This window comes from Rhizobium sp. A22-96, from assembly GCF_053521805.1.
Map to the genome: position 1 here is coordinate 449,921 of NZ_JBNWDQ010000004.1, position 23,372 is coordinate 473,292.

General features: G+C 60.7%; 23 protein-coding genes. 13 read left to right on the plus strand and 10 right to left on the minus strand.

Annotated features, from left to right (window positions below; translation table 11 throughout):
* Window positions 1-8 precede the first annotated feature (8 nt).
* On the minus strand, window positions 9-668 hold the full coding sequence (gene ccmB / locus ACQZ6F_RS20425) for a heme exporter protein CcmB (RefSeq protein WP_449093842.1): 660 nt from the start codon (window positions 666-668) through the stop codon (window positions 9-11).
* Between the two features lie 247 nt (window positions 669-915).
* Window positions 916-1,563, minus strand: a complete 648-nt coding sequence (gene ccmA, locus ACQZ6F_RS20430) for a heme ABC exporter ATP-binding protein CcmA (protein ID WP_449093841.1) — start codon at window positions 1,561-1,563, stop codon at window positions 916-918.
* Window positions 1,564-1,825: 262 nt separating this feature from the next.
* Between ccmA and acnA the strand changes: the two genes are divergently transcribed.
* The 3 genes from acnA to ACQZ6F_RS20445 all read left to right on the plus strand — a co-directional run bounded on the left by acnA (window position 1,826) and on the right by ACQZ6F_RS20445 (window position 6,260).
* Window positions 1,826-4,516: an aconitate hydratase AcnA gene (gene acnA / locus ACQZ6F_RS20435; RefSeq protein WP_449093840.1), complete on the plus strand. Its 2,691-nt coding sequence runs from the start codon at window positions 1,826-1,828 to the stop codon at window positions 4,514-4,516.
* 262 nt (window positions 4,517-4,778) lie between these two features.
* Entirely contained in the window at window positions 4,779-5,522 is a 744-nt protein-coding gene (locus ACQZ6F_RS20440; protein WP_449093839.1) for a DUF1223 domain-containing protein, read from the plus strand.
* A gap of 333 nt (window positions 5,523-5,855) precedes the next feature.
* Window positions 5,856-6,260 (plus strand): DUF2794 domain-containing protein, encoded by a 405-nt coding sequence (locus tag ACQZ6F_RS20445; RefSeq protein WP_068388734.1) that lies wholly within the window; start codon window positions 5,856-5,858, stop codon window positions 6,258-6,260.
* Between the two features lie 258 nt (window positions 6,261-6,518).
* Here ACQZ6F_RS20445 and ACQZ6F_RS20450 read toward each other — a convergent pair whose 3' ends face one another.
* The 4 genes from ACQZ6F_RS20450 to ACQZ6F_RS20465 all read right to left on the minus strand — a co-directional run bounded on the left by ACQZ6F_RS20450 (window position 6,519) and on the right by ACQZ6F_RS20465 (window position 11,387).
* Window positions 6,519-7,076, minus strand: a complete 558-nt coding sequence (locus ACQZ6F_RS20450) for an N-acetyltransferase family protein (RefSeq protein ID WP_449093838.1) — start codon at window positions 7,074-7,076, stop codon at window positions 6,519-6,521.
* A gap of 119 nt (window positions 7,077-7,195) precedes the next feature.
* Window positions 7,196-7,936, minus strand: a complete 741-nt coding sequence (locus ACQZ6F_RS20455; RefSeq protein WP_077471966.1) for a Bax inhibitor-1/YccA family protein — start codon at window positions 7,934-7,936, stop codon at window positions 7,196-7,198.
* Between the two features lie 194 nt (window positions 7,937-8,130).
* A complete protein-coding gene (locus tag ACQZ6F_RS20460; protein ID WP_449093837.1) occupies window positions 8,131-10,680 on the minus strand; it encodes an ABC transporter permease in 2,550 nt (849 codons plus the stop codon).
* The gene (locus ACQZ6F_RS20465; RefSeq protein WP_449093836.1) at window positions 10,677-11,387 is read right to left on the minus strand and encodes an ABC transporter ATP-binding protein; all 711 of its coding nucleotides are present in this window, start codon (window positions 11,385-11,387) and stop codon (window positions 10,677-10,679) included. Before ACQZ6F_RS20465 ends, ACQZ6F_RS20460 begins: the two co-directional genes overlap by 4 nt.
* An 82-nt stretch (window positions 11,388-11,469) precedes the next feature.
* Between ACQZ6F_RS20465 and ACQZ6F_RS20470 the strand changes: the two genes are divergently transcribed.
* Window positions 11,470-12,120 (plus strand): arylesterase, encoded by a 651-nt coding sequence (locus ACQZ6F_RS20470; RefSeq protein ID WP_449093835.1) that lies wholly within the window; start codon window positions 11,470-11,472, stop codon window positions 12,118-12,120.
* Between the two features lie 68 nt (window positions 12,121-12,188).
* Window positions 12,189-12,785, plus strand: a complete 597-nt coding sequence (gene thpR / locus ACQZ6F_RS20475) for an RNA 2',3'-cyclic phosphodiesterase (protein WP_077471964.1) — start codon at window positions 12,189-12,191, stop codon at window positions 12,783-12,785.
* Here thpR and ACQZ6F_RS20480 read toward each other — a convergent pair.
* Window positions 12,716-13,198, minus strand: a complete 483-nt coding sequence (locus tag ACQZ6F_RS20480; RefSeq protein WP_174072484.1) for a low molecular weight protein-tyrosine-phosphatase — start codon at window positions 13,196-13,198, stop codon at window positions 12,716-12,718. The two genes, thpR and ACQZ6F_RS20480, sit on opposite strands and share 70 nt — an antisense overlap.
* A gap of 36 nt (window positions 13,199-13,234) precedes the next feature.
* Here ACQZ6F_RS20480 and ACQZ6F_RS20485 point away from each other — a divergent pair, with 36 nt between their 5' ends.
* From ACQZ6F_RS20485 to ACQZ6F_RS20505, 5 genes are all read left to right on the plus strand, one after another.
* Window positions 13,235-13,540, plus strand: a complete 306-nt coding sequence (locus ACQZ6F_RS20485; RefSeq protein WP_174072483.1) for a 4a-hydroxytetrahydrobiopterin dehydratase — start codon at window positions 13,235-13,237, stop codon at window positions 13,538-13,540.
* A gap of 68 nt (window positions 13,541-13,608) precedes the next feature.
* Entirely contained in the window at window positions 13,609-13,998 is a 390-nt protein-coding gene (locus tag ACQZ6F_RS20490) for a YkvA family protein (protein ID WP_449093834.1), read from the plus strand.
* 332 nt (window positions 13,999-14,330) lie between these two features.
* Entirely contained in the window at window positions 14,331-14,888 is a 558-nt protein-coding gene (locus tag ACQZ6F_RS20495; protein WP_077471961.1) for an invasion associated locus B family protein, read from the plus strand.
* A 305-nt stretch (window positions 14,889-15,193) separates the two neighbouring features.
* The gene (rlmN, locus tag ACQZ6F_RS20500) at window positions 15,194-16,429 is read left to right on the plus strand and encodes a 23S rRNA (adenine(2503)-C(2))-methyltransferase RlmN (protein ID WP_449093833.1); all 1,236 of its coding nucleotides are present in this window, start codon (window positions 15,194-15,196) and stop codon (window positions 16,427-16,429) included.
* Between the two features lie 5 nt (window positions 16,430-16,434).
* Window positions 16,435-16,863 carry a hypothetical protein gene (locus ACQZ6F_RS20505; protein WP_174072481.1) on the plus strand — a complete coding sequence of 143 codons (429 nt, stop codon included), beginning with the start codon at window positions 16,435-16,437 and terminating at the stop codon, window positions 16,861-16,863.
* Here the strand turns inward: ACQZ6F_RS20505 and ACQZ6F_RS20510 are convergent.
* Both ACQZ6F_RS20510 and ACQZ6F_RS20515 read right to left on the minus strand, forming a co-directional pair.
* The gene (locus ACQZ6F_RS20510) at window positions 16,847-17,488 is read right to left on the minus strand and encodes a LysE family translocator (RefSeq protein WP_267552395.1); all 642 of its coding nucleotides are present in this window, start codon (window positions 17,486-17,488) and stop codon (window positions 16,847-16,849) included. The genes ACQZ6F_RS20505 and ACQZ6F_RS20510 overlap by 17 nt on opposite strands.
* Window positions 17,489-17,550: 62 nt before the next feature.
* Window positions 17,551-18,405 (minus strand): SDR family NAD(P)-dependent oxidoreductase, encoded by an 855-nt coding sequence (locus tag ACQZ6F_RS20515; RefSeq protein WP_449093832.1) that lies wholly within the window; start codon window positions 18,403-18,405, stop codon window positions 17,551-17,553.
* 193 nt (window positions 18,406-18,598) lie between these two features.
* On the opposite strand from ACQZ6F_RS20515, the gene ACQZ6F_RS20520 reads away from it, so the two are divergent.
* The gene (locus ACQZ6F_RS20520; RefSeq protein ID WP_077471957.1) at window positions 18,599-19,822 is read left to right on the plus strand and encodes an argininosuccinate synthase; all 1,224 of its coding nucleotides are present in this window, start codon (window positions 18,599-18,601) and stop codon (window positions 19,820-19,822) included.
* Between the two features lie 78 nt (window positions 19,823-19,900).
* Here ACQZ6F_RS20520 and ACQZ6F_RS20525 read toward each other — a convergent pair whose 3' ends face one another.
* Window positions 19,901-20,383, minus strand: coding sequence for a MarR family winged helix-turn-helix transcriptional regulator (locus ACQZ6F_RS20525; RefSeq protein ID WP_077471956.1), 483 nt, complete (start codon window positions 20,381-20,383; stop codon window positions 19,901-19,903).
* Window positions 20,384-20,544: 161 nt separating this feature from the next.
* Between ACQZ6F_RS20525 and ACQZ6F_RS20530 the strand changes: the two genes are divergently transcribed.
* Window positions 20,545-21,186, plus strand: coding sequence for a LysE family translocator (locus tag ACQZ6F_RS20530; RefSeq protein WP_449093831.1), 642 nt, complete (start codon window positions 20,545-20,547; stop codon window positions 21,184-21,186).
* A gap of 95 nt (window positions 21,187-21,281) precedes the next feature.
* Window positions 21,282-23,345, plus strand: a complete 2,064-nt coding sequence (locus ACQZ6F_RS20535; protein WP_449093830.1) for a M3 family metallopeptidase — start codon at window positions 21,282-21,284, stop codon at window positions 23,343-23,345.
* Window positions 23,346-23,372: the final 27 nt, after the last annotated feature.

Here is a 23,372-nt window from a genome sequence, read left to right on the forward strand (position 1 = left end):
CATCGCGATCAATCAGTCGTGTTCCGCAATGCCAAGGCTGCCGCCGCCGGGCCGAGCACGGCGAAGAACAGGGTGAGCGCGATGAGGATAAGGAAGGGCGGCAGGAATGGTTGCGGTCCTTCGACCGCGGCATAGGTGGCGCTGACGCCGAAGATCAGCACCGGGATCGCCAGCGGCAGCACCAGGATCGATACCAACAGGCCGCCGCGCGGCAGTGCTACCGCCACTGCCGCCCCGACCGCACCGATAAAGGTGAGCGCCGGCGAGCCGACAAGCAAGGTGAGCGCCGTCGCCGCGATTGCGGTCTCGCTCATATTCATAAAGAGACCGAGGAGCGGCGAGGCGATGACCAGCGGCAGACCGGTTGCCATCCAATGCGCGGCGCATTTGACCAGAACGGTCAACACCAGCGGCGTTTCCTGCATGACGAGCAGATCGAGCGAGCCATCATCGCGTTCGGCCTGGAACAGACGGTCGAGGCCGAGAAGGCAGGCAAGCAGAGCGCCGATCCAGACGATGGCCGGGCCGATTCGCGAGAGCAATTTTAGATCGGGGCCAACGCCGAAGGGGATGACGGCGACGACGGTGAGGAAGAAGAGGATGCCAATGAGAGCGCCACCGCCGGCGCGGACCGAGAGCTTGAGGTCGCGGAGGAAGAGGGCGGTCATGGGGTGATCCTGCCGTGGCGAGAGATACCCCCCTCTGTCCCTTTCGGGACATCTCCCCCACAAGGGGGGAGATTGGTAACTTGTAGCGCGCACGAGCCCCTATCTAACATCGAATCCGCAGAGACAGAGCTTAGCACCTTTGTAAGCAGATGCCCCAGGCTCCCAACGATCTCCCCCCCTGTGGGGGAGATGTCCCGAAGGGACAGAGGGGGGTGACGCAGGTTCGGCAAACTCCTCATTGTCGACATCATCCCCAAATCCCTTCACTCACCCCGGCAAACCCCGTCATCCGCATTTCCTGCACATTCTCCAATCCCAGTGGCTGATGCGTCGCGGCAAGGATAATGCCGCCCTTCCTCTGGTGCACCGAGATCAGGCCGGTGAAGAGCTGGTCTGCAGACGTGTCGACCGCCGCCGTCGGCTCGTCGAGAATCCAGATCGGGCGATGGGCGACCAGGAGTTTGGCGAAAGCGATTCGGCGCTGCTGGCCGGCGGAGAGATAGCCGAATGGGAGATGGGCGATATCGGCAAGTCCGACGGCATCAGCCGCCGCCTCGATGCCGAGACCGGCGCCCCCCGCCATATCGCCGAGGAAGGTTTTCCAGAATGTCAGGTTTTCGGCGACGGTCAGCTCGGATTTCATTGCATTGCGATGACCGAGATAGTGGCTGGCTTCGCCGGGCGCGCGCTCCGAATCGCCATCGATGCCCGACAATGTGACGCGACCTTTTTCCTGCCTTAGAAGACCGGCCACAACACGCAGAAGCGTCGACTTTCCAGAGCCGTTACGGCCAGTGAGAACGAGGGCGTCACCATCCTCCAAGCTAAAGGAAACGTTCGAGAAAATCAGGTCTTCGCCCCGCCTCGCCGCCAGATTTTCAGCGCTTAGATGCATTCGCTCAGGCTTTCCTATTTTCTTTACCGCAATGCGCAAAAAATTGTCCAAATTTGCATCTTGTCACTCTGGCAAGTCTTTACGAAATTATCTATAAGACCTGCAACCACGCCAGCGGTCGGCGTGAATTTCATCCTTGCGCCGAACATAAGGTTTTCTGCCTTACGTGCGGACAGCGGAAATGGCCGTACCCGCATCCTGATGTGCATAAAGTGCATAGGCGTTCGCACGACTGTGTTGGCTATCAGAAACGGGGTATCTCGTGTCTAAATCTCTTGACAGTTTCAATTGTCGTTCCACGCTGACCGTGGACGGAAAAGACTATGTCTATTTCAGCCTGCCCAAGGCTGAAGCGAATGGTCTGCCCGATGTTTCCAAGCTGCCTTACTCCATGAAGGTGCTTCTGGAAAACCTGCTGCGTTTTGAAGACGGGCAGTCGGTCACCAAGGACCATATCCTCGCCGTCGCCGAATGGCTGACCAACAAGGGTACCGTCGAGAACGAAATCGCCTATCGCCCGGCGCGCGTGCTGATGCAGGACTTCACCGGCGTTCCCGCCGTGGTCGACCTTGCCGCCATGCGTGACGCGATGGTCTCCCTCGGTGGCGATCCGGAAAAGATCAACCCGCTGGTTCCCGTCGATCTCGTCATCGACCACTCGGTCATCGTCGACGAATTCGGCACGCCGCAGGCTTTCGCCCGCAACGTCGAGCTCGAGTATCAGCGCAATGGCGAGCGCTACCGCTTCCTGAAGTGGGGCCAGCAGGCGTTCAAGAACTTCCGCGTCGTTCCTCCCGGCACCGGCATCTGTCATCAGGTCAACCTCGAATATCTCGGCCAGACCGTCTGGACGAAGGAAGAGGACGGCGAGACGATCGCCTATCCCGATACCTGCGTCGGCACCGATTCGCACACGACCATGATCAACGGTCTCGGCGTTCTCGGCTGGGGCGTCGGCGGTATCGAAGCTGAAGCCGCCATGCTCGGCCAGCCGGTTTCCATGCTGCTTCCGGAAGTCATCGGCTTCAAGCTGACCGGCAAGCTCAAGGAAGGCGTTACCGCGACCGACCTCGTGCTGACCGTCGTGCAGATGCTGCGCAAGAAGGGCGTCGTTTCCAAGTTCGTCGAATTCTTCGGCCCCGGCCTCGACGCGCTGCCGCTCGCCGACCGCGCCACCATCGGCAACATGGGTCCGGAATACGGCGCTACCTGCGGCTTCTTCCCGGTCGACAAGGAAACGCTGAACTACCTCAACATGTCCGGCCGCGCGAAGGATCGCATCGCGCTCGTCGAAGCCTATTCCAAGGCTCAGGGCATGTGGCGCGATAATGACGGTTCCGACCTCGTCTTCACCGATACGCTCGAACTCGATCTTGGCGACGTCGTACCGGCCATGGCAGGCCCGAAGCGTCCGGAAGGCCGTATTCCTCTGGAAAACATCGCTTCCGGTTTCGCCGGTTCGCTGGAAACCGAATACAAGAAGCCTGGCCAGCTCTCCAACCGCTATGCGGTCGAAGGCACGGACTTCGATCTCGGCCATGGCGACGTTGCGATCGCCGCGATCACGTCGTGCACCAACACTTCTAACCCGTCGGTGCTGATCGCTGCCGGCCTGCTGGCCCGCAACGCCGTTGCCAAGGGCCTGAAGAGCAAGCCGTGGGTCAAGACCTCGCTGGCGCCAGGATCGCAGGTCGTCGGCGAATATCTCGCCAAGTCCGGCCTGCAGGCCGACCTCGACAAGCTCGGCTTCAACCTGGTCGGCTTCGGCTGCACCACCTGCATCGGCAATTCCGGCCCGCTGCCGGCGCCGATCTCGAAGACGATCAACGACAAGGGCCTGATCGTATCAGGCGTGCTTTCGGGCAACCGCAACTTCGAAGGCCGTATTTCGCCTGACGTCCAGGCCAACTACCTGGCCTCGCCACCGCTCGTCGTCGCCTATGCGCTTGCCGGCTCGGTACAGATGGACCTGACCAAGGAGCCGATCGGCGAAGACCAGAATGGCAAGCCGGTCTATCTGAAGGATATCTGGCCGACCTCGCATGAGATCCAGGAATTCATCCTGAAATACGTCACCCGCGAACTCTACGAGAGCAAGTACGCCGACGTGTTCAAGGGCGATGCCAATTGGCAGGCCGTACAGGTTCCTCCGGGCCAGACCTATGCCTGGGACGACAATTCGACCTACGTGCAGAACCCGCCTTACTTCGTGGGCATGGGCAAGAAGGGCGCCGGCATTTCCGACATCAAGGGCGCCCGCGTTCTCGGCCTTTTCGGCGACAAGATCACCACCGACCACATTTCCCCGGCCGGTTCGATCAAGGCTGCCTCGCCGGCCGGCGCCTACCTCATCGGCCATGGCGTCGGCGTTGCCGACTTCAACCAGTACGGCACGCGCCGCGGCAATCATGAAGTGATGATGCGCGGCACCTTCGCCAACATCCGCATCCGCAACCACATGCTCGGCCCGAACGGCAAGGAAGGTGGCTACACCATCCACTATCCGTCCAAGGAAGAGACGTCGATCTACGATGCGGCCATGCAGTACAAGGCCGAGGGCGTTCCGCTCGTCATCTTCGCCGGCGTCGAATACGGCAACGGCTCGTCGCGTGACTGGGCTGCCAAGGGCACCAACCTGCTCGGCGTACGCGCCGTGATCGCCCAGTCCTTCGAGCGTATCCACCGCTCGAACCTGGTTGGCATGGGTGTCATCCCCTTCGTCTTCGAGGACGGCACCACCTGGGCCACCCTTGAGCTGAAGGGTGACGAACTCGTCACCATCGAAGGCCTGGCCGATATCAAGCCGCGCGAGCGCAAGATCGCCAAGGTCACCTATGGCGACGGCACGGTTCGCGATATTCCGATCATCTGCCGTATCGATACGCTGGATGAGGTCATCTACGTCAACAATGGCGGCATCCTGCAGACAGTTCTGCGCGATCTCGCTGCCTGATAGGCTCTAAAAGCCGCAAATTACGCGCCGCCGGGGAAAGTTTCCCGGCGGCGTCTTGTTTTTCACGCCGATGTGTACGGCACGTCCGGTGCTGCACGCCGGTCTCACCCCATCGTGACTTTGCGTCATCACGCTAAACTATTATCTCTTGTTTCAGATTTTTCGGGCTTGATACGGGCATGGTTGCCCGAAGGAGCGTGAGCGGTTTCAGGGCCTGCGCAGGCAGACGACCTTTGAAATTTGACAATGAGGTACAAGGGAAATGCGCCTTCGACTTTCGATTCTACTTCTGGCAGGCATCGCGCTGGCAAGTTCGCTGCATGCGCAGGAGGCTGCGAAGATCAAGGGCGTGGTCGAGCTCTTCACCGCACAGGGCTGCGCTTCCTGTCCACCCGCCGATGCCGCCTTCCGCAAGCTGATCCGCCAGGGCGACGTGGTGGCGCTTGCTTATCATGTAGACTACTGGAACTATCTCGGCTGGAGCGACACGATGGCGTCCAAGGACAATACGGCGCGCCAATATGCCTATGCGCGCGCGCTGGGTCGCAGCGGCGTCTACACGCCCCAGGCCGTCGTCAATGGCCGCGACCATATGAACGGCGCGGATCTCAATGCGATCAACGTCAAGCTCGATACATTCCAGCGCAGCGGCGAAGGTCTGACTATTCCGGTGAATGCCGCCATGAAGGACGACGAGCTGTCGATCAAGATCGGCGCTGGCCAAGGCAAGGCCAATGTTGTCGTCGTCTATTTCGACAAGGAGCAGATGGTGGCTCCGAAGGGCGGCGAAAACAACGGTCAGCAGATCGCCTACATGCATGCGGTTTCAGATGTCGAAACCGTTGGTATGTGGGACGGCAAGGCGATGAATATCGTCCTGCCCGCCAATGTACTTGATAAGGCCGGCCGGAGAGGGCTTGCGGTTCTCCTGCAGTCTTCGACACCCACGGGCGATCCCGCAGCCATCATCGGTGCGACGGTATTGACCATCGGCTCGGACGGCTGAGCGGCTTTTTTCAAGCTGACCCCTAAGCCTTCTATTTCGGCTGGCGCCGAAAAGGGTCCCTATTTTGGCTGATGCCAAAAAGGGGAGGTGCCCGGCGAGGACGCATTCGGGGCTGGGGTTTATCGATACGCCCCCGGCCGGGCCGCTTGACGCGGCGGCGCCAAGCGGTTGCCTATACTTCCTGCAAATCGGGCGGCGTTTTGACTGAAATGCGGCGCCGCCGAGACGCTTTCGGGGGCAGGAAAGAAATTGTGAGCCGCCAGGTGTCTTGCAATTTGGTGTGGCTGAGGCAAACTGTCATTCTCTTGTCATGAGATAGCCCCTGGGGGATTGATGACTGATCAGCCGGATTTGCGCCATAGCGAAAGCCGTTCCGTCGACACCAACACCACCTCCGTCGTCGTCGATCTCAGGGAATACAAACAGAGCAAGGACCCGCTACCGGTGACATTCCATCGCCGCGAACTGGATGCCATTCTCTGGATCTACGGTCGCATGGTCGGGGAGGGCGAGTGGCGGGACTATGCCATTGACCACCTCAAGGACATGGCGGTTTTCTCCGTCTTCAAGCGCTCAGGCGAATTGCCGCTCTTCCGCATCGAAAAGAACCCGAAGCTGGCGGCCAAGCAGGGCGCCTTCTCCGTGGTCAACACCAATGGCATGATCCTGAAACGCGGCCATGACCTGCAACAGGTCCTGAAGGTTTTCGACAAGCAGCTGAAGCTGGTGGATAAGTAGCTCTTATCGCCATTGGCTGTGTGCTGGCTGATAGTGCCGCACCCCCCTCTGTCCCATTCGGGACATCTCCCCCACAAGGGGGGAGATTGGTAACTTGGAGCGCTCCCTGCACCACCAACCAACATCGTGCCTGCTGAAATGCGGCTTGTTGTTTTTGAGAGACGAGCGTCATGCTCCCAATAATCTCCCCCTTGTGGGGGAGATGTCGCGACAGCGACAGAGGGGGGTATCAAACGTGCGGCATATGCGAAACCTGCGCTACTCCCCAAACAACGTCCCCGGATAAACCGATGGGTCCGGATCGCTGTCGTTGCCTTCGCCGAGTGCTTTCTGCATCAGCATCGTATCCAGCCACCGGCCATGCTTGTAGCCCGTGCCTTTCAGCAGCCCGACCTCGGTGAAGCCGGCCGAGCGGTGCACGGCGACGGAGGCCGGATGCGCGCCGCCGATGACGGCGATCATCTGGCGGAAGCCGAGCGTCTCGCAGCTCTCGACCAAGGCCTTCAACAGCAGCCCGCCGACGCCGCGGCCGCGAGCTTCCGGCGCGAGATAGATCGAATCCTCCACCATCCAACGATAGGCTGGGCGGGTGCGGAATGCCGAGGCATAGGCATAGCCGAGGAACGTGCCGCCTCTGTCTTCCGCGACGATGTAGGGGTAGGCTTTGTCCTGGATCGCCAGGAAGCGGCCGGCCATCTCCTCTTCGCTTGGGGGCGTGATCTCGTAGCTGGCCGTGCCGTTCAGCACGGAATCGCGGTAGATGGCGGTGATGTGGGGAAGGTCGTTTACGGTTGCGCTGCGAAGGCTGACGGACATTGCTTTTCTTGCCTGATCTGCTCGATGTGACGGTCGATATCAAATCGCAGGACTATCCTCCAGGCAAATAAAAAGGCGGCCGAAGCCGCCTTTCCGAATGTCTTGTTCAAGCTGCGCGATTAGCGGCGATTGCCCATAAACTGCAGCAGGAACATGAACAGGTTGATGAAGTCCAGGTAGAGCGACAGGGCGCCCATGATAGCCTTGCGGCCAGCCACGGTGGCATCGTCAGCAGCGTAGTACATTTCCTTGATCCGCTGCGTATCGTAGGCGGTGAGGCCTGCGAAGATCAGCACGCCGATCACCGAGATGGCGAACTGTAGGGCGGACGAAGCCAGGAAGATGTTGACCAGCGACGCGATGATCAGGCCGAAGAGACCCATCATCAGGAACGAACCCATCGCCGACAGGTCACGCTTGGTCGTGTAGCCATAGAGCGACAGCGCGCCGAAGGAGGCGGCGGTCACGAAGAAGGTCTGCACGACGCTCTGGCCGGTGTAGATGATGAAGATCGACGACAGCGACAGGCCTACCAGCGCGGCATAGACCCAGAAGGTCGTCGTCGCGGCAGCCACGCTCATGCGGTTAATCCTGAAGCTCAGGAAGAAGACCATTGCCAGCGGAGCCAGAATGACCACCCACTTCAACGGGCTCAGATAGATCGCCTGGCCGAAGGCCGTGATCTGTCCGTTGGAGAAAGCGAGCGAGAACGAAAGATAGGCAGCAACACCCGTGATCGCCAGACCCAGCGCCATCAGGTTATAGACCTTGAGCATATAGGCTCGAAGGCCTGCGTCTATCATCGCACCGGATTGCGCGCCGCTCTGCGCCCGGTTTTGGTAATTGCGAAAGTCAGCCATGTTTTCCTCTTTCAAGCTCCAATGTGGGTACGGTGTCGGGCCTCTCGGGCCCAGGCGCCGCTGCGGAGCTCCAGCATGCCTGCACAGAATATGAGGCTTTCAAGCCTTATACACAAGGGTCAAGGGGACGGCGCCGCGTTAAATCGATGTAATATCGGGTCGATTCGTATTGTTCTGTCAATGGTCGGAAGGGGTTAAAGCTCGCGCAGTACCGGGGCTGCCTTTTGGCCGAGGATGCGCCATGTACCGATCAGTCCGATACCAACAGTCAGCACCAGCGCGACGATGAGGGTGGAGAAGGCGACGTCAGGCATGAAGGTCGAGGGCAGGCGCATGATGCGGCTGACGATGTACCAGGCGGAGGCCGAGCCGGCGATCAAAGCGAAGATCGCCGTCGCCGCACCGAGGATCAGATATTCGTAGCTGAAGGCTCGGATCAGCATGGCCCGGGTCGCGCCGAGCGTCTTGAGGATGACGGCATCATGAGTGCGGGCGCGATTGCCGGCGGCAAGCGCGCCGGCAAGCACCAGCACGGAAGCGATAAGCGCGACGGATGCGGCGGCGCGGATGGCGGTGGCGAGCTGGCCGACAAGCGTATTGACGACGTCGAGCGCATCCTTGACGCGGACGCTGGTGATCGTGGGATAGGCATTGGTGACCTTCCGCAGGATCGCCGCTTCCTGCTCGGAAGTTGCGGAAGTGTCGGTTAGGGTCGCGAGCCAGGCGTGCGGCGCACCCTTGAAGGTGTTCGGCGAAAAGATCATCACGAAGTTGATCGACAGGGACTGCCATTGCACCTTGCGGAAGCTGGCGATCTTGGCGGTGATGTTGCGGCCGAGGACGTTGACGGTGACCTTGTCGCCGATCTTCAGGCCGAGCGCCTTGCCTTCCTCGCCGGAGAAGGAGACCAGCGGTTCGCCGCTATAATCCTTGTCCCACCATTGCCCTTCGGTGAGCGCGGCATTTTCGGGCAGGGTTTCGGCATAGGTGATGCCGCGGTCGCCGCGCAGCACCCATTGGCCAGCAGCCGGCACCTTCATCTTGGTGACATCCTCGCCGTTGAAGGCGACGATGCGGCCGCGCAGCATCGGTGCTTCGACAAGCTTGCCCTTGGGATCCTCGGCGAGGACGATCTTGCGGAAGCCCTCGAGTTCCGGTCCCTGGATATCGACGAAGAAGAAGTTCGGCGCTTTTTCGCTCATCCGTCCGGTGAGTTCGTGGCGCATATTGCCGTCAATCAGCGTCAGGGTCACCAGCAGTGCGAGGCCAAGGCCGAGCGAGAGCACGACGGAGCCAGTCAATGCGCCGGGCCGGTGGATATTGCCGATCGCCAGCCGCAATGCCGGCGAACGCACACGCGGACTGCGGCGGGCAAGCCAGGAGAGCCCGGCGGCAACCAGGCGCAGCACGACGAAGGCCGCGGCGATGGAGACAACGAAGACGATGGCGATGAATCGATCATAGGCAGTGAGGATTGCCAGGGCTGCGAGCGCCGCCATCAGGACGCCGGCAGCAAGCAGATAGGGCCAGCCGGGCAGGCGGCGCGCCTCGAAGCCTTGTTCGCGGAAAAGGGCCGTCGCCGGCACTTCGCGGGCATGGCCGAGCGGCGGAATGGCAAAGGCAAGCGTCGTCAGCAGGCCGAAGACGGCAGCCAGCATCAGCGGGCCGGGGTAGAGCCGCGGCGCCGTCGATATAGGCAGGAATTCCGCCATGAACTGCGAGGCTATCACCGGGGCAATAGCGCCGAGCACAAGGCCGATGGCAACGCCGGCGAGCGCGATGATCGCGATCTGGATGAGATAGATCAACACCACGACGAAAGCGGGCGCGCCCAGGCATTTGAAGGTGGCGATGGTGGTGCGTTTCGAATCGAGGAAGGCACGCACGGCATTGGCGACGCCGACGCCGCCGACGATGAGAGCCGCCAGTCCCACCAATGTCAGGAACTGCGAGAAGCGGGTGATATTGTCGGCAAGCTCAGGTGCTGCGCGACTACTGGTGCGGATCGACCAGCCGGCCTGCGGGAAGGCGGCGTTGGCACGATCGCCGATATTGCGCAGCCCGGTCGCGGGGTCGTCCATGCGGATCCTGTAGGCCTGCTCGACAAGGCTGCCTGTCGTGATCAGGCCTGAGGCGGCCAAGGCGTCGCGGCTGGTCAGCAGACGAGGCGCGAAGCCGAAACCTTCCGAGACGGCGTCCGGTTCATTGGCGATGGTGCCGGTGATGCGCAGCCTGGTATTGCCCAGCAGCAGATCGCCGCCGACCTTGAGGTTCAGTCGTTCGAGCAGCAGCGGCGCGACGACGGCGCCATAGGCACCATCCCTGGTGGCGAGCAGGGTCGATAGCGGCTGATCGGGATCGGCCTGAAAGGCACCGTAGAGCGGATAGGCGTCATCAACCGCCTTGACCTCGACCAGCGCTTGATCGGAGCCATCGGGCAGGCGGGACATGGAACGCAAGTTGGTGGAGCGGGAGAGCTTGCCGAGGCCCTGCAGATAGGCCAGTTCCTCCGGTGTCACCTCGCGATTGCGCAGCTCGAAACGAACGTCGCCGGCCAGCAGCGACTGGCCTTGCGTCGATATGGCGTCGGTGATTGAGCGCGATACGGAATTGACGGCGGCTATCGCGCCGGTGCCAAGCGCTATGCAGGCGAGGAAGATGTAGAAGCCGCCAAGGCCGCCGCGCAGCTCGCGCAGGGCAAGGCGGAAGGCGAGAGGCAGGCGCATTCCCGCCGCACCCGTCATGCTATGGCCGCCTGATTGACGCGTGTGCGGGCACTGTCATTCTCGATCTCGCCGGAGCGTACGCGGATCTGGCGCGAGCAGCGGGCGGCGAGCGCCGGGTCGTGGGTGACGAGCAGCATGGTGGTGCCGCGCTCGGCCTGCTGGGCGAAAAGCAGGTCGGCGATCTGCCGTCCGGTATCGGTATCGAGATTGCCTGTCGGTTCATCGGCGATCAGCACGGCAGGCGACGGCGCAAGGGCACGGGCAATCGCCACGCGCTGCTGCTCACCGCCGGAAAGCTGGCCGGGATAGTGATTGAGCCGTTCGCCGAGCCCCACCGCTTCCAACTCGCGCCGGGCGATGTCGAAGGCGTCCCTGTTATTGGCAAGTTCCAGCGGCACGGCGACATTTTCCAGCGCCGTCATATTGGCGATGAGATGGAAGGACTGGAAGACGATGCCGATATTTCGGCCGCGAAAGTCGGCGACGCGGTCTTCGCTGAGGCTATGCAAAGGCGTGTCGCGGATCACAAGTTCGCCGCTGTCGAGCTTTTCGAGGCCGGCCAGCACCATGAGCAAGGTCGACTTGCCGGAACCGGAGGGGCCGACGATACCGACGGCCTCGCCCTCCATGATCGTGAGGTCGATGCCCTTCAGCACATGGACTGATGCGGCGGCATTGCCGAGCGTCAAATCCGCCTTCTTCAGCTCGATGATGGTTTTTGCCAATGCGAACGCCCTATATATCAGAGAACATCAGAGATAATGGCGGGCGCGATTTGGCCCGAGCAGCGAATTTAGGGAATGGATCATGAGATTTAAAGTTGCTGCGTTTCAATTCGCTGTCATCACTTTCGGTCTTTTGTTTGGCGCCGTGAGTGCGGCTGAGGCGCGGACCATCCAGCTCGTCGGGTTCGGCGATAGCCTGATGGCCGGCTATCAGCTGCCGCCGGGCGATGGCTTTCCGGCCAAGCTTCAAGCGGCGCTGAAAGCAAAGGGGTTGGATGTGGCCGTCGCCGATGCAGGTGTTTCCGGCGATACGACATCAGGCGGGCTTTCCCGCATAGACTGGTCCGTGCCCGACGGCACCGACGGTGTGGTTCTGGAGCTTGGCGCCAACGACGCTCTCCGCGGCATTCCGCCGGAACAGACGGAAAAGAACCTGGAGACGATGATCGAAAGGTTGAAGGAGCGGAAGATCCCGGTCTTCCTCGCCGGCATGCTGGCGCCGCCGAACATGGGGCCGGATTATGCCGAGAAATTCAACCCGATCTACAAGCATCTGGCCGACAAATACCAGCTCACGCTCTATCCGTTCTTCCTAGACGGCGTGGCCGCGCAGGCCAATCTTCAGCTCGACGACGGCATGCATCCGAACCCCAAGGGTGTCGATGTCATGGTCGAGCGTATCTTACCGGCCGTTATCAAGTTTGTAGGGATGATTGACGCAGGTGCGAAATAGATGCTTGCACCGACTGCAAATGCGTGATTCCCTGCTTATACCTGCAAGAGATTCGGGGAGTGCTCGTGATGCCGAGACTTTTTACCGCCCTCGAAATTCCGCGCAACGCGGCCATGAGCCTTTCGTTGTTGCGCGGTGGTCTCCCCGGAGCCAGGTGGATCGACGTTGAAAATTATCACATCACTCTGCGCTTCATCGGCGACGTCGATGGCCGCACGGCTGATGAGATCGTCGACCGCCTTGACCGGATAGATCGTCCTGAATTCCAGCTTCGGCTGGAGGGCATAGGTTCCTTCGGTTCCAAGAAACCGCATTCGGTCTGGGCCGGCGTCTCGCCGACACCGGATATGCATGCGCTGCAAGGCGAGATCGAGCGCATCTGCCAGCGCATCGGCCTGCAGCCCGACCCCCGCAAGTTCACGCCGCATGTCACGCTCGCCAGGTTGAAATCCTCGCGGGTCGACGATGTCGTGCACTACCTGTCCGGTCGCGGCAACTTCTATACGCAGCCATTTACGGTCGGGCGCTTCGTGCTTCTGTCCTCGCGCGAATCGGTCGGTGGTGGTCCCTATCTCACCGAGGAGATCTTCCCGCTTCACGAAGCGCGGAGTGCTTTCCCGACCTTGGGCAACAGCGCGCTGCAACCAGCCAAGAGCATGGTATAAACCGCTTCAAAATCTTCCCGGCCGCCATAATAGGGGTCGGGAATATCCTTGTTGCTGCCGAGCGCGAAGGCGTTGAAGAGGTGCAGCCTGCTGAGAGCATCGGCAGGCGCCGTCTTGCGTAAGTTCTTCAAATTGTCTTGATCCATTGCCAGGATCAGATCGAACCGGCCGAAATCCGATGGCTCAACGCGGCGGGCTCGCTGGCCGGAAATATCGATTCGATGGCCGGCGGCCACGGCGATCGATCTGCGATCTGGCTTCTCGCCCTGATGCCAGCCGCCGGTGCCGGCTGAAGCGATCTCGAATTCGGGGGAGCGACCGGCCTCGGTCACCAGATGCCTGAAAATGCCTTCGGCGAGGGGTGACCGGCAGATGTTGCCGGCGCAGACGAAAAGAACCCTGTGACGATCCATGCTATCGTTCAATCGCTAGAGAGGAGTGACCTTGCCATGAAATACGAGAAGCTGGAGCCGGCTGCAATCGATCAAATCCTGGAGGAGCTCGGTGGTTGGACGCTTTCGAGCGATGGTCTTTCGATTTCCAAGACTTTCAAATTCCGCAATTTCATCGAGGCCTTCGGCTTCATGACCGAGGCGGCACTCGCGGCGGAGAAATTCAATCACCATCCGGAATGGTTCAACGTCTATTCCCGCGTTGATGTGAAACTGACGACCCATGATGTCGGCGGCCTGACCGATCATGACGTCAAGCTGGCAAAGGCGATGGAGAAGGCCGCCGCCCGGCGCGTTGATTGAATCGTCCGGGATGATCACCATATGTTGACGCGGCCCGGAAAAAGTGGGTGCGAATAGAGGTAAATGGAATGGATGACATCAAGTACGGGGAAATCCTGATGCCTGGTGACGAAGAGACCCAGAAAAAGCAGGAGAAATCGGTGCGCAGCAAGTTCTGGCCGACCTTGCGCAAGGCGGCTCGCCATATCCCGTTTTCGCGCGACGTCGTTGCCGCCTTCTATTGCGCGCTCGATCCGCAGACGCCGACTCGCGTCCGTGGCATCCTGCTCGCCGCACTCGGCTATTTCGTTATGCCGTTCGACATTATCCCCGATTTTTTCGCCGTTATCGGCTTTACCGACGACATTGCGGTGCTGACGCTGGCTCTCAGCATGATCAGGGGCCATATCCGCCAGGAGCATTACGATGCGGCGGACAGGGCGCTTGAGAGCGAGCCCGAAGCGATGAAAACGGCTTGAGGCTCGCTCAACGGAGCCTGTTCTGAATCCTTTCAGGTTTCCAGACCTTTATGGCAGACCCTGATTTTAGCGATGTCAAATTCTTGCCTGAATCTTTCTGTCTTAAATCGATCCCGTAGGATGGTACTTCATCATCCGGGTTTTCCAACTCCTTCTGATGCGTTCAAACTCTGCGTGATGCTTGGATTGAAATGGCACGGAGCTGAGGGCGGTCAGCGCTCCGTTGACGGTTTGGTAACCTGAATAAAGTCAAAATAGGGCAGCTCACGAGCATAGGCGTGCGTATATCGATTCGCCATGAGCTCTGGACCGCAAGAAATCGGCAGGAAACCATGTTTGTAAAAAGCTTCGCAATCGCTCTCTCGCTCGTTCTCGCCGGCACCGGCATCGCGTCCGCGCAGACCAAGAAGCATACGCAGGCAGCGCCAGCCGCGGCGCCAGCAGCGCCAGCGGCTCCGTCGCGCATCCAGCAATTCGATGCCTGGGGCGCTTACTCCTACCAGTCGGCGGCGGGCAAGGTCTGCTACGTTCTTTCGGTGCCGACCGCCAAGACGCCGGCATCGGGTATCGACCATGGCGACAACTTCTTCATCGTGTCGCAGCGCCCGGGCCAGAACATCTCCTACGAGCCGCAGGCGATGATGGGCTATCCTCTCAAGGAGAATTCCAAGGTCGACGTCCTCATCGACAACAAGACCTTCGTGATGTTCACCAAGGACAAGGCCGCCTGGGTCGAGAATGCTGCGCAGGAGCCTGCGCTGGTGGCGGCTCTGAAATCCGGCCATTCGCTGAAAGTGACGGCGACGTCGAAAAAGGGCACCGCGACGTCCTATACCTATTCGCTGAAGGGGGTTACCGCTGCCCTGAAGCAGATCGAGAACTGCAAGTAAGATCGAAGGCCAAGGGATCACGTCAATGTGATCGTCCTGCCGCCGCGACCGTAATGACGAGGCCGGCCAGCATGCCGGCCTTTTGCTTTTAAGGGCCAGACTTCGCTTTTAAGGGCCAAGCATTGCTTTTAAGGGAAAGGGATGACGCGGGCGGAAATTAATGCTAAAGGCCGCGCCAACAGCAGGTGTGCGGCAGACAATTGGTCCCGCCACCGCATGAATCTTCAGATTTCCGTGCCTTGCCCGCATCCGCAGCTTTCGTCAGCTTTTGCGGCATCGCCGATGTGAACCGTTGGAATGATCCTATGTCCGCCACCGATGTCATGATACCCTCCAAGCTGAAGCCGATGCCCTTGTCGCAGCCTGTGGAGCTTTCGCCCAAGCCTTCGCTCATTGGCTTGACCCGTGAGGAAATGGGGGCAGCGCTCAAGGAAAAGGGCGTTGCCGACAAGCAGATCAAGATGCGCGTCAGCCAGCTCTGGAACTGGATCTATGTGCGCGGCGTCTCCGATTTCGATGCCATGGTGAATGTCTCGAAGGACATGCGCGAAATGCTGAAGACGCATTTCACCATCGCGCGCCCCGAGATCGTCGAAGAGCAGGTGTCCAACGACGGCACCCGCAAATGGCTGCTGCGCTTCCCGCCGCGCGGCGCCGGTCGTCCCGTCGAGATCGAGGCCGTCTATATTCCGGAAGAAGGGCGCGGAACGCTTTGCATTTCCAGCCAGGTCGGCTGTTCTCTCACCTGTTCCTTCTGTCATACCGGCACGCAGCGTCTGGTGCGCAACCTGACGGCGGAAGAAATCCTGTCGCAGCTGCTTCTGGCGCGCGACCGCCTCGGCGATTTTCCGGATCGTGAAGCGCCGCAGGGCACGATCATGCCGGCGGAAGGACGCAAGGTCAGCAATATCGTCATGATGGGCATGGGCGAGCCGCTCTACAATTTCGACAGCGTCAAGACGGCGCTGCTGATCGCCTCCGATGGTGACGGTCTGTCGCTTTCGAAGCGACGCATCACGCTTTCGACCTCGGGCGTCGTGCCTGAGATCTACCGCACCGGCGAGGAGATCGGCGTCATGCTGGCGATCTCGCTGCACGCGGTGCGCGACGACCTGCGCGACATGCTGGTGCCGATCAACAAGAAGTATCCGCTGAAGGAGCTGATGGACGCCTGCCGCGCCTATCCCGGTCTTTCGAACGCGCGGCGTATCACCTTCGAATATGTGATGCTGAAGGGCGTCAACGACAGCCTTGAGGATGCCAAGGGGCTGATCCAGCTCCTGAAGGGCGTTCCGGCCAAGATCAACCTCATCCCCTTCAACCCCTGGCCCGGCACCAACTATCAGTGCTCGGACTGGGAACACATCGAGAAGTTCGCCGATTTCATCAATTCGGCCGGCTACGCCTCGCCGATCCGCACACCGCGCGGGCGCGACATTCTTGCGGCCTGCGGCCAGCTGAAGTCGGAATCGGAGCGCATGCGCAAGACCGAGCGCCTGGCTTTCGAAGCGATGATGATCGCCAATCACGGCGAGGATTGAGCCTGATGCTCGTTGCATTGCGCAAGCCGATACGGCTCCTGTGGGGCTATATCGCCGCTTGCGCGTTGATGGGCTTCGTGCTGGCCTGCGTTGCCGCATGGACGGTTCCCGATGCGGCGACCCCGGAGCTTTTCGCCCTGACAATCGCGCTCACCAAACTGGTGATGATCGTCAGCATCCTGCCATCCCTCGTGGTTATCCCGGTTCTGGAATGGCGCGGCATCCGCCGCTGGTACGGCTATGCCGTCTATGGCGCCCTGTTGTCGGCGGTGGCCTCCGTCCTGATTTCGGGTAGCGTCGAGCGGCCGCATACCCTCAATCTGATTACGATCGTTGTCTGCTTCGCCTTCCTGGGCGCCGCCAGCGGCATCGTCTATTGGTGGATCGCCGGCCGGTTTGCCGGACGCCGCCCCGTTGTCAGCGGGCCTGAGTGAAGAAGATCTTCACCGCAAAGATCGAGAAGACGCCGGCAAAGGCGTAGTCGAGGCCACGCATGACGCCGCGGTTTCTCTGCAGCCACGACGACAGGCCATCGGCAGCGAGTACGACGAGCGTGTTCACCGGCATTCCGATGACGATGAAGAAGAAGCCCAGAAACAGCAGCTTGTGCGTGACCGTGGGATCACCAGCCGTGACGAACTGCGGCAGGAAGGTCATGAAGAAGATGATGACCTTGGGGTTCAGCAGATTGACCCAGAAACCGTTCGAAATATTGGCAAGCGCTGTGCCGCTGGCGGCGTCGACCTTCTTGACCGACAGGCTGGAGCCGAAGCGGATCGCCTGGATCGCCAGCCAGAGGAGATAGGCAGCGCCGCCGGTCTTCAACACGGTGAAGGCGACAGGCGAGGCTGTGATCAGCGCGGAAATGCCGAAGGCCACCAGGCAGGTGTGAACGACGACGCCGAGCGTGGTGCCGAGCACGACGAAGAGCGCCGCCTTCTTGCCCTGCGCCAGCGCACGGCTGATCGACAGCGTCATGTCGGGGCCAGGCGTCATCGCCAGCAACAGGCTTGCCGCCGAAAAGGCAAGAAGGGTCGGCAGGCTGGGTATGAAATCCATAAGATGCTCCGAAAGCCGGATGGGGGATGCGTGTTTCTATCCGGCTTTCGGGGGATTGCAAATCAATCCTTCTTGTCGAGGAATGCCTTGAATTGATCGGCATAGTCGGGGTGCCAGCGCGACAGCGGCGGGCGGTTCTCGACGATATCGCCGGCCGCCCACAGCATACGGCGCTCATCGACCGGGCGAGCCACGTCATTGTCGGGGCAGAGGATGTAAAAGTCGCCGCGCTCCAGGCTCTCCACCATGAAATCGACCGTCTGCTCCGGCGTCCAGGCAGCGGCCGGCTTTTCCTTGCGCTCGCCCTTGGTAAGACCGGTGAAGACGAAGCCGGGAATGAGGAGATGGGCCGATATCTTCGCGCCCGCCGTGTTGCGCAGCTCGTGCTGCAGCGCCTCGGTGAAGACCTTCACGCCGGCCTTCGAGACATTGTAGGCCGGATTGCCTGGAGGCGTGGTGATGCCCTGCTTCGAGCCGGTGTTGATGATCAACCCGGCCTCGCCGTGTGCCAGCATGCCAGGCCCGAAGGTTCGCGTGCCGTTGACGACGCCGAGCAGGTTGACGCCGAGGATGGCATCCCAGCCGCTTTGCGCGCTGAAGATCGAAGTCTCCGGGCCGATGCCGGCATTGTTCATCAGCACATGGACCCGGCCGAAACGCTGCAGGACGGCGCGTTCCAGCGCTTCCAGCGAGTCCTTGCTGGCAACATCGGTCTCGATGGCCATGACATGCTCTTCGCCCGTGATCGTCTTGAGCTCGGCGCTTGCTTGCGCCAGCCGGTCGCCACCGAGATCGGCGATGACGACGCTCATCCCCCGTGACGCGAAATATTTGGCGGCGGCAAGGCCGATGCCGGACGCGCCGCCGGTGATGACGGCAACATTGGATTTCTTGAAAATGGCTTGAATATCAGTCACGAGCGGCGCCCTCCTCAGGCATTGTTCGGTCGTCGCCGAATATGGTGCTTTCCGGGAGCGAGTCAAACCGGTGTCGAAGGTGCACGAAGTGCTGTGCCGCACTTCCCCTTGCGCCTCACGATAATCTCGCTAAAAGTTCCGCGACACAGGTTTGCGGGCCTTTCCCCTGGCCCGCCTTGAAGCGGAACTCACAATGGCATCACATAAAGACGTGAAGAAAGTCGTTCTCGCCTATTCCGGCGGGCTCGATACCTCGATTATCCTGAAATGGCTGCAGACGGAGCTGGGCGCCGAAGTCGTCACGTTCACCGCCGATCTCGGCCAGGGCGAAGAGCTGGAGCCGGCGCGCAAGAAGGCCGAACTGCTCGGCATCAAGGAAATCTATATCGAGGACGTGCGCGAGGAATTCGTGCGTGATTTCGTCTTCCCGATGTTCCGCGCCAATGCCGTCTACGAAGGCGTCTATCTGCTCGGCACGTCCATTGCCCGCCCGCTGATCTCCAAGCATCTGATCGAGATTGCCAGGAAGACCGGCGCTGACGCCATCGCGCATGGCGCGACCGGCAAGGGCAACGACCAGGTTCGCTTCGAACTGTCGGCCTATGCTTTGAATCCGGATATCAAGATCATCGCTCCGTGGCGCGACTGGTCGTTCAAGAGCCGCACCGACCTGCTCGAATTTGCAGAAAAGCACCAGATCCCGGTTGCCAAGGACAAGAAGGGCGAAGCGCCGTTCTCGGTCGACGCCAACCTGCTGCACTCCTCGTCCGAGGGCAAGGTTCTGGAAGATCCGTCGCAGGAAGCCCCCGAATATGTGCATATGCGCACGATTTCCCCGGAAGCGGCTCCCGACAAGGCCACGGTTATCAAGATCGGCTTCGAAAAGGGCGATGCCGTTTCGATCAACGGTCAGCGCCTGAGCCCGGCCACACTGCTGGCAAAGCTCAACGATTACGGCCGCGACAATGGCATCGGCCGCCTCGACCTCGTCGAGAACCGTTTTGTCGGCATGAAATCGCGCGGCGTCTATGAAACGCCCGGCGGCACGATCCTGCTCGCAGCGCATCGCGCCATTGAATCCATCACGCTTGACCGCGGTGCCGCGCACCTCAAGGACGAGTTGATGCCGCGCTATGCCGAACTCATCTATTACGGCTTCTGGTTCTCGCCGGAACGCGAAATGCTGCAGGCCCTCATCGACAAGAGCCAGGAGCATGTCGAAGGCGAAGTGACGCTGAAGCTCTATAAGGGCAACGTCATGACAATCGGCCGCGAAAGCCCGAAGTCGCTCTATTCCGACAAGCTGGTCACCTTCGAGGACGACCAGGGCGCCTACGACCAGAAGGACGCGGCCGGCTTCATCAAGCTCAATGCGCTCCGCCTGCGCACGCTCGCCAAGCGCAATCTGTCGAAGTAACCGGCATCAAAACGCAAAATAGCCCGCTTCCGGTTGCCGGAGGCGGGTTCTTTTTTTGGCATGACGGCGCGGCTGGAATTAATCCACCGGCCTTAGTTCGCGTTCGATCTCGGCGGGCAATTCCACCTTCTGCAGATTGCTGCGAAACGAGCAGAGCGCGTCATGCAGCTGCGTCTGCAGCCCTTGGTCGAAGCCCTGCGTCGCATTGCGCTCGACTTCGTAGATTTCGCGATCGATCTGCTTCAGCTTGGCGTCCGCTGCTTCCGACAGCACGATCCGCTTGGCGCGGCGGTCGAGCGGGTCTGGTTGGCGTTCGATCAGGCCTCTGGCCTGCAATTTGTCCAGAAATGCGCTGACCGTCATCGGCTCCAGTCCCATCCGGGAGGCGATGTCCAATTGGCGGCTGCCATTGATGGCGGCAACCTGCATCAGCGTCCGTGCTTCGCCCGCCGTCAGTCCGAGACCTGCGACGAGAATACGTCTCTCGAAGGCCGTCCTGATCAATCGGGCGCAATCGCTCACAAGAAAGGCGAGCGAATCCGTATTAATCCTGCTGGTCATAAGCGTTTCCCTACCTACGCTTTTCAGTTCTGGGGCCCCACAACGTTCTTATTGGTTTAAACCCGTGAACACAACGCCTTCTTCGGCCATAAAACGAAGGATGGCTTGACCGGATTCGGCAGATTGCTACTTTTGCGCCATCATCAGTAGGAATACCCATCATGACGCAATCCCTTGTTGTCGGCGCCTTTCTGGCGGCGCTTTTCTATGTGCTCATTCCCGGGCCTGCCTTTCTGGCGCTGCTCGGCATCGGTGCGGGGCAGGGACGCAAGGCGGGTGCCTTTTTCGTCAGCGGCCATCTGCTCGGTGATCTCGTCTGGTCTTCGCTCGCACTGGTCGCCATCGTCGGCGCCAAGACCGTCGGCACGTTCGTCTTCGATCTTCTGGGGTTGCTGTGCGGCTTCTATCTCGCCTGGATCGGCTGGAGTGCCGTCACAGCCAAGCCGACAGGAGATGGCAAATCGCTTGTCAATGTCGACCGACCCTTCCGTCGCGGCCTCATCTTCGGCGTCACCAATCCCAAGGGGTATCCGGTTGCGCTGGCAACGTTCACCGCATTGGTGGCCGGCTCCGCCGGTGCGCTCACCTTCAGCGCGCTGCCGCTGCTGCTCGCCGTTTCCTTTGCCGGTTTCGTGACGGCCGATCTCATTCTGATCAGCGTCATCGGTGCGGGCGCCGTGCGGCGGTTCTATCGTAAGCATGAGCGGCTGATCGTGCGCTGCTCCGGCGTGCTGTTCATGGGCTTTGCGGCACAGGCGCTCTGGCACGCGACGCCAGGCCTGCTCGGCTGGCGCAAGGCCTGATCTCTTCAATGAATTTGTTCGGCTCGCCATACCAATTTGGCGGGGCGGGCCTTATATCGTGCTTCGATCAGATGTCAGTCGAAAGGATGCCCTGCATGTCTTCAAACGCCGCCGTCAATCCCGCGCTCGTCGAATGGACCGGACATCAAGGGCTACCGCGCTTCGACGCCGTGAAGGACACGGATTTCGCGCCTGCCTTCGACGCCGCCTTTGCATCGCATGAGGCGGAGATCGACGCGATTGCCGACAACAGTGAAGCGGCGACCTTCGCCAATACGGTGACGACGCTCGAGATCGCCGGCGATGCGCTGTCGCGCATATCGGCGTTGTTCTGGAACAAGGCCGGTGCTCACACCAACGAAACGATCCAGGCGCTGGAGCGTGAGATCGCGCCGAAGGTGTCCCGGCACTATTCGAAAATCGGCACGAATGCCGCGCTCTTTGCCCGCCTTGATGCTCTTTGGGACAAGCGGGACGAACTCGGCCTGACCCTGGAAGAGACCCGCGTGCTGGAACGGCATTGGAAGGGTTTCGTCAAGTCGGGTGCCAAGCTGCCGAAGGCGGAGCAGGACCGTCTTTCCGCGATCAATGAGAAGCTTGCCGGTCTTGGCGCGCAGTTCGGCCAGAACGTCCTTGCCGATGAAAAGGGCTGGGTGCTCCTGCTCTCCGAGGAGGCCGATCTTGCAGGGCTTCCCGACTATCTGCGCGACGCGATGGCCGCCGCAGCACGCGAGCGCGGCGAAGAGGGCAAATATGCCGTCACGCTGTCGCGCTCGATCATCGAGCCATTCCTGACCTCGTCCGAGCGCCGCGATCTGCGCGAGCAGGCCTTCAATGCATGGGTGGCGCGCGGCGCCAATGGCGGCAAGACCGACAATCGCGAGATCATCCGCGAGACATTGGTGCTGAGGGCCGAGAAAGCCAAGCTGCTCGGCTATGCCAATTTCGCCGAGCTGAAGCTCGACAACACCATGGCGAAGACACCTGGCGCGGTGAACGAACTGCTCATGACCGTATGGTCGAAGGCGGCGGCACGCGCCGCCGAGGAGGAAAAGGATATTGCCGGGCTGATCGCCGAGGAAGGCCGCAATCACGAGGTCATGCCCTGGGACTGGCGGCACTATGCCGAGAAGATCCGCACGCAAAAGTTCGATTTCTCGGAGACCGAACTGAAGCCTTATCTGCAGCTCGAAAAGATCATTGCCGCCTGCTTCGACGTCGCCGGCCGCCTGTTCGGCATTCATGCCGTCGAGCAGAAGGGCGTACCTGCCTATCATCCCGACGTGCGCGTCTTCGAGATCCGCGACCGTTCCGACAAGCTCGTCGCGCTGTTCCTCGGCGATTACTTTGCCCGTGGCTCGAAGCGCTCAGGCGCATGGATGAGCTCGTTCCAATCGCAGCATAAGCTGCCGCTTGAGAATGGCACGGTGGGCGAACTGCCGATCATCTACAATGTCTGCAATTTCGCCAAGCCGGCGGAAGGCAAGCCGGCGCTGCTGTCGCTCGACGACGCGCGCACACTATTCCATGAATTCGGCCACGCGCTGCACGGCATGCTCTCCAACGTCACCTATCCCTCGGTGTCGGGCACCGGCGTTTCCCGTGATTTCGTCGAACTGCCGTCGCAGCTTTACGAGCACTGGCTGACCGTGCCCGCCATCCTCAAGGAATATGCGGTTCACTATGAGACCGGCGCGCCGATACCGCAGGCGCTGCTGGACAAGGTGCTGGCTGCCCGCACTTTCAATGCCGGCTTCAACACGGTGGAATTCACCTCTTCGGCGCTGGTGGACATGGCGTTCCACACTCGCGGCGCGGTCGAAGACCCGATGGCGGTTCAGGCAGAGGTGCTTGCCGAAATCGGCATGCCGAAGTCGATCGTCATGCGCCATGCAACGCCGCATTTCCAGCATGTGTTTGCCGGTGACGGCTATTCGGCCGGCTACTATTCCTACATGTGGTCGGAAGTGCTCGATGCCGACGCCTTCGCCGCCTTCGAGGAAACCGGCGATGCCTTCAATGCCGATATGGCCGGAAAATTGAAGGGCAACATCTATTCCGTCGGCGGATCGATCGATCCGGAAGACGCCTACAAGGCGTTCCGCGGCAAGCTGCCGAGCCCGGATGCGATGCTGAAGAAGAAGGGGCTGGCGGCTTGATTTAGCCGCCAAGGTGAGCGCCGGGAT

Excerpts from the sequence above, each read along its gene's own strand:
- rlmN (WP_449093833.1), top strand. The coding sequence starts at position 15,194 with ATGTCCGCCACCGATGTCATGATACCCTCCAAGCTGAAGCCGATGCCC.
- ACQZ6F_RS20525 (WP_077471956.1), bottom strand. The coding sequence starts at position 20,383 with ATGACCAGCAGGATTAATACGGATTCGCTCGCCTTTCTTGTGAGCGAT.
- ccmA (WP_449093841.1), bottom strand. The coding sequence starts at position 1,563 with ATGCATCTAAGCGCTGAAAATCTGGCGGCGAGGCGGGGCGAAGACCTG.
- ACQZ6F_RS20480 (WP_174072484.1), bottom strand. The coding sequence starts at position 13,198 with ATGGATCGTCACAGGGTTCTTTTCGTCTGCGCCGGCAACATCTGCCGG.
- ACQZ6F_RS20470 (WP_449093835.1), top strand. The coding sequence starts at position 11,470 with ATGAGATTTAAAGTTGCTGCGTTTCAATTCGCTGTCATCACTTTCGGT.
- ACQZ6F_RS20530 (WP_449093831.1), top strand. The coding sequence starts at position 20,545 with ATGACGCAATCCCTTGTTGTCGGCGCCTTTCTGGCGGCGCTTTTCTAT.
- ACQZ6F_RS20520 (WP_077471957.1), top strand. The coding sequence starts at position 18,599 with ATGGCATCACATAAAGACGTGAAGAAAGTCGTTCTCGCCTATTCCGGC.
- ACQZ6F_RS20445 (WP_068388734.1), top strand. The coding sequence starts at position 5,856 with ATGACTGATCAGCCGGATTTGCGCCATAGCGAAAGCCGTTCCGTCGAC.
- ACQZ6F_RS20440 (WP_449093839.1), top strand. The coding sequence starts at position 4,779 with ATGCGCCTTCGACTTTCGATTCTACTTCTGGCAGGCATCGCGCTGGCA.
- ACQZ6F_RS20535 (WP_449093830.1), top strand. The coding sequence starts at position 21,282 with ATGTCTTCAAACGCCGCCGTCAATCCCGCGCTCGTCGAATGGACCGGA.
- ACQZ6F_RS20460 (WP_449093837.1), bottom strand. The coding sequence starts at position 10,680 with ATGACGGGTGCGGCGGGAATGCGCCTGCCTCTCGCCTTCCGCCTTGCC.
- thpR (WP_077471964.1), top strand. The coding sequence starts at position 12,189 with ATGCCGAGACTTTTTACCGCCCTCGAAATTCCGCGCAACGCGGCCATG.
- ACQZ6F_RS20485 (WP_174072483.1), top strand. The coding sequence starts at position 13,235 with ATGAAATACGAGAAGCTGGAGCCGGCTGCAATCGATCAAATCCTGGAG.
- ACQZ6F_RS20505 (WP_174072481.1), top strand. The coding sequence starts at position 16,435 with ATGCTCGTTGCATTGCGCAAGCCGATACGGCTCCTGTGGGGCTATATC.
- ACQZ6F_RS20490 (WP_449093834.1), top strand. The coding sequence starts at position 13,609 with ATGGATGACATCAAGTACGGGGAAATCCTGATGCCTGGTGACGAAGAG.
- ccmB (WP_449093842.1), bottom strand. The coding sequence starts at position 668 with ATGACCGCCCTCTTCCTCCGCGACCTCAAGCTCTCGGTCCGCGCCGGC.
- ACQZ6F_RS20455 (WP_077471966.1), bottom strand. The coding sequence starts at position 7,936 with ATGGCTGACTTTCGCAATTACCAAAACCGGGCGCAGAGCGGCGCGCAA.
- ACQZ6F_RS20510 (WP_267552395.1), bottom strand. The coding sequence starts at position 17,488 with ATGGATTTCATACCCAGCCTGCCGACCCTTCTTGCCTTTTCGGCGGCA.
- ACQZ6F_RS20495 (WP_077471961.1), top strand. The coding sequence starts at position 14,331 with ATGTTTGTAAAAAGCTTCGCAATCGCTCTCTCGCTCGTTCTCGCCGGC.
- ACQZ6F_RS20450 (WP_449093838.1), bottom strand. The coding sequence starts at position 7,076 with ATGTCCGTCAGCCTTCGCAGCGCAACCGTAAACGACCTTCCCCACATC.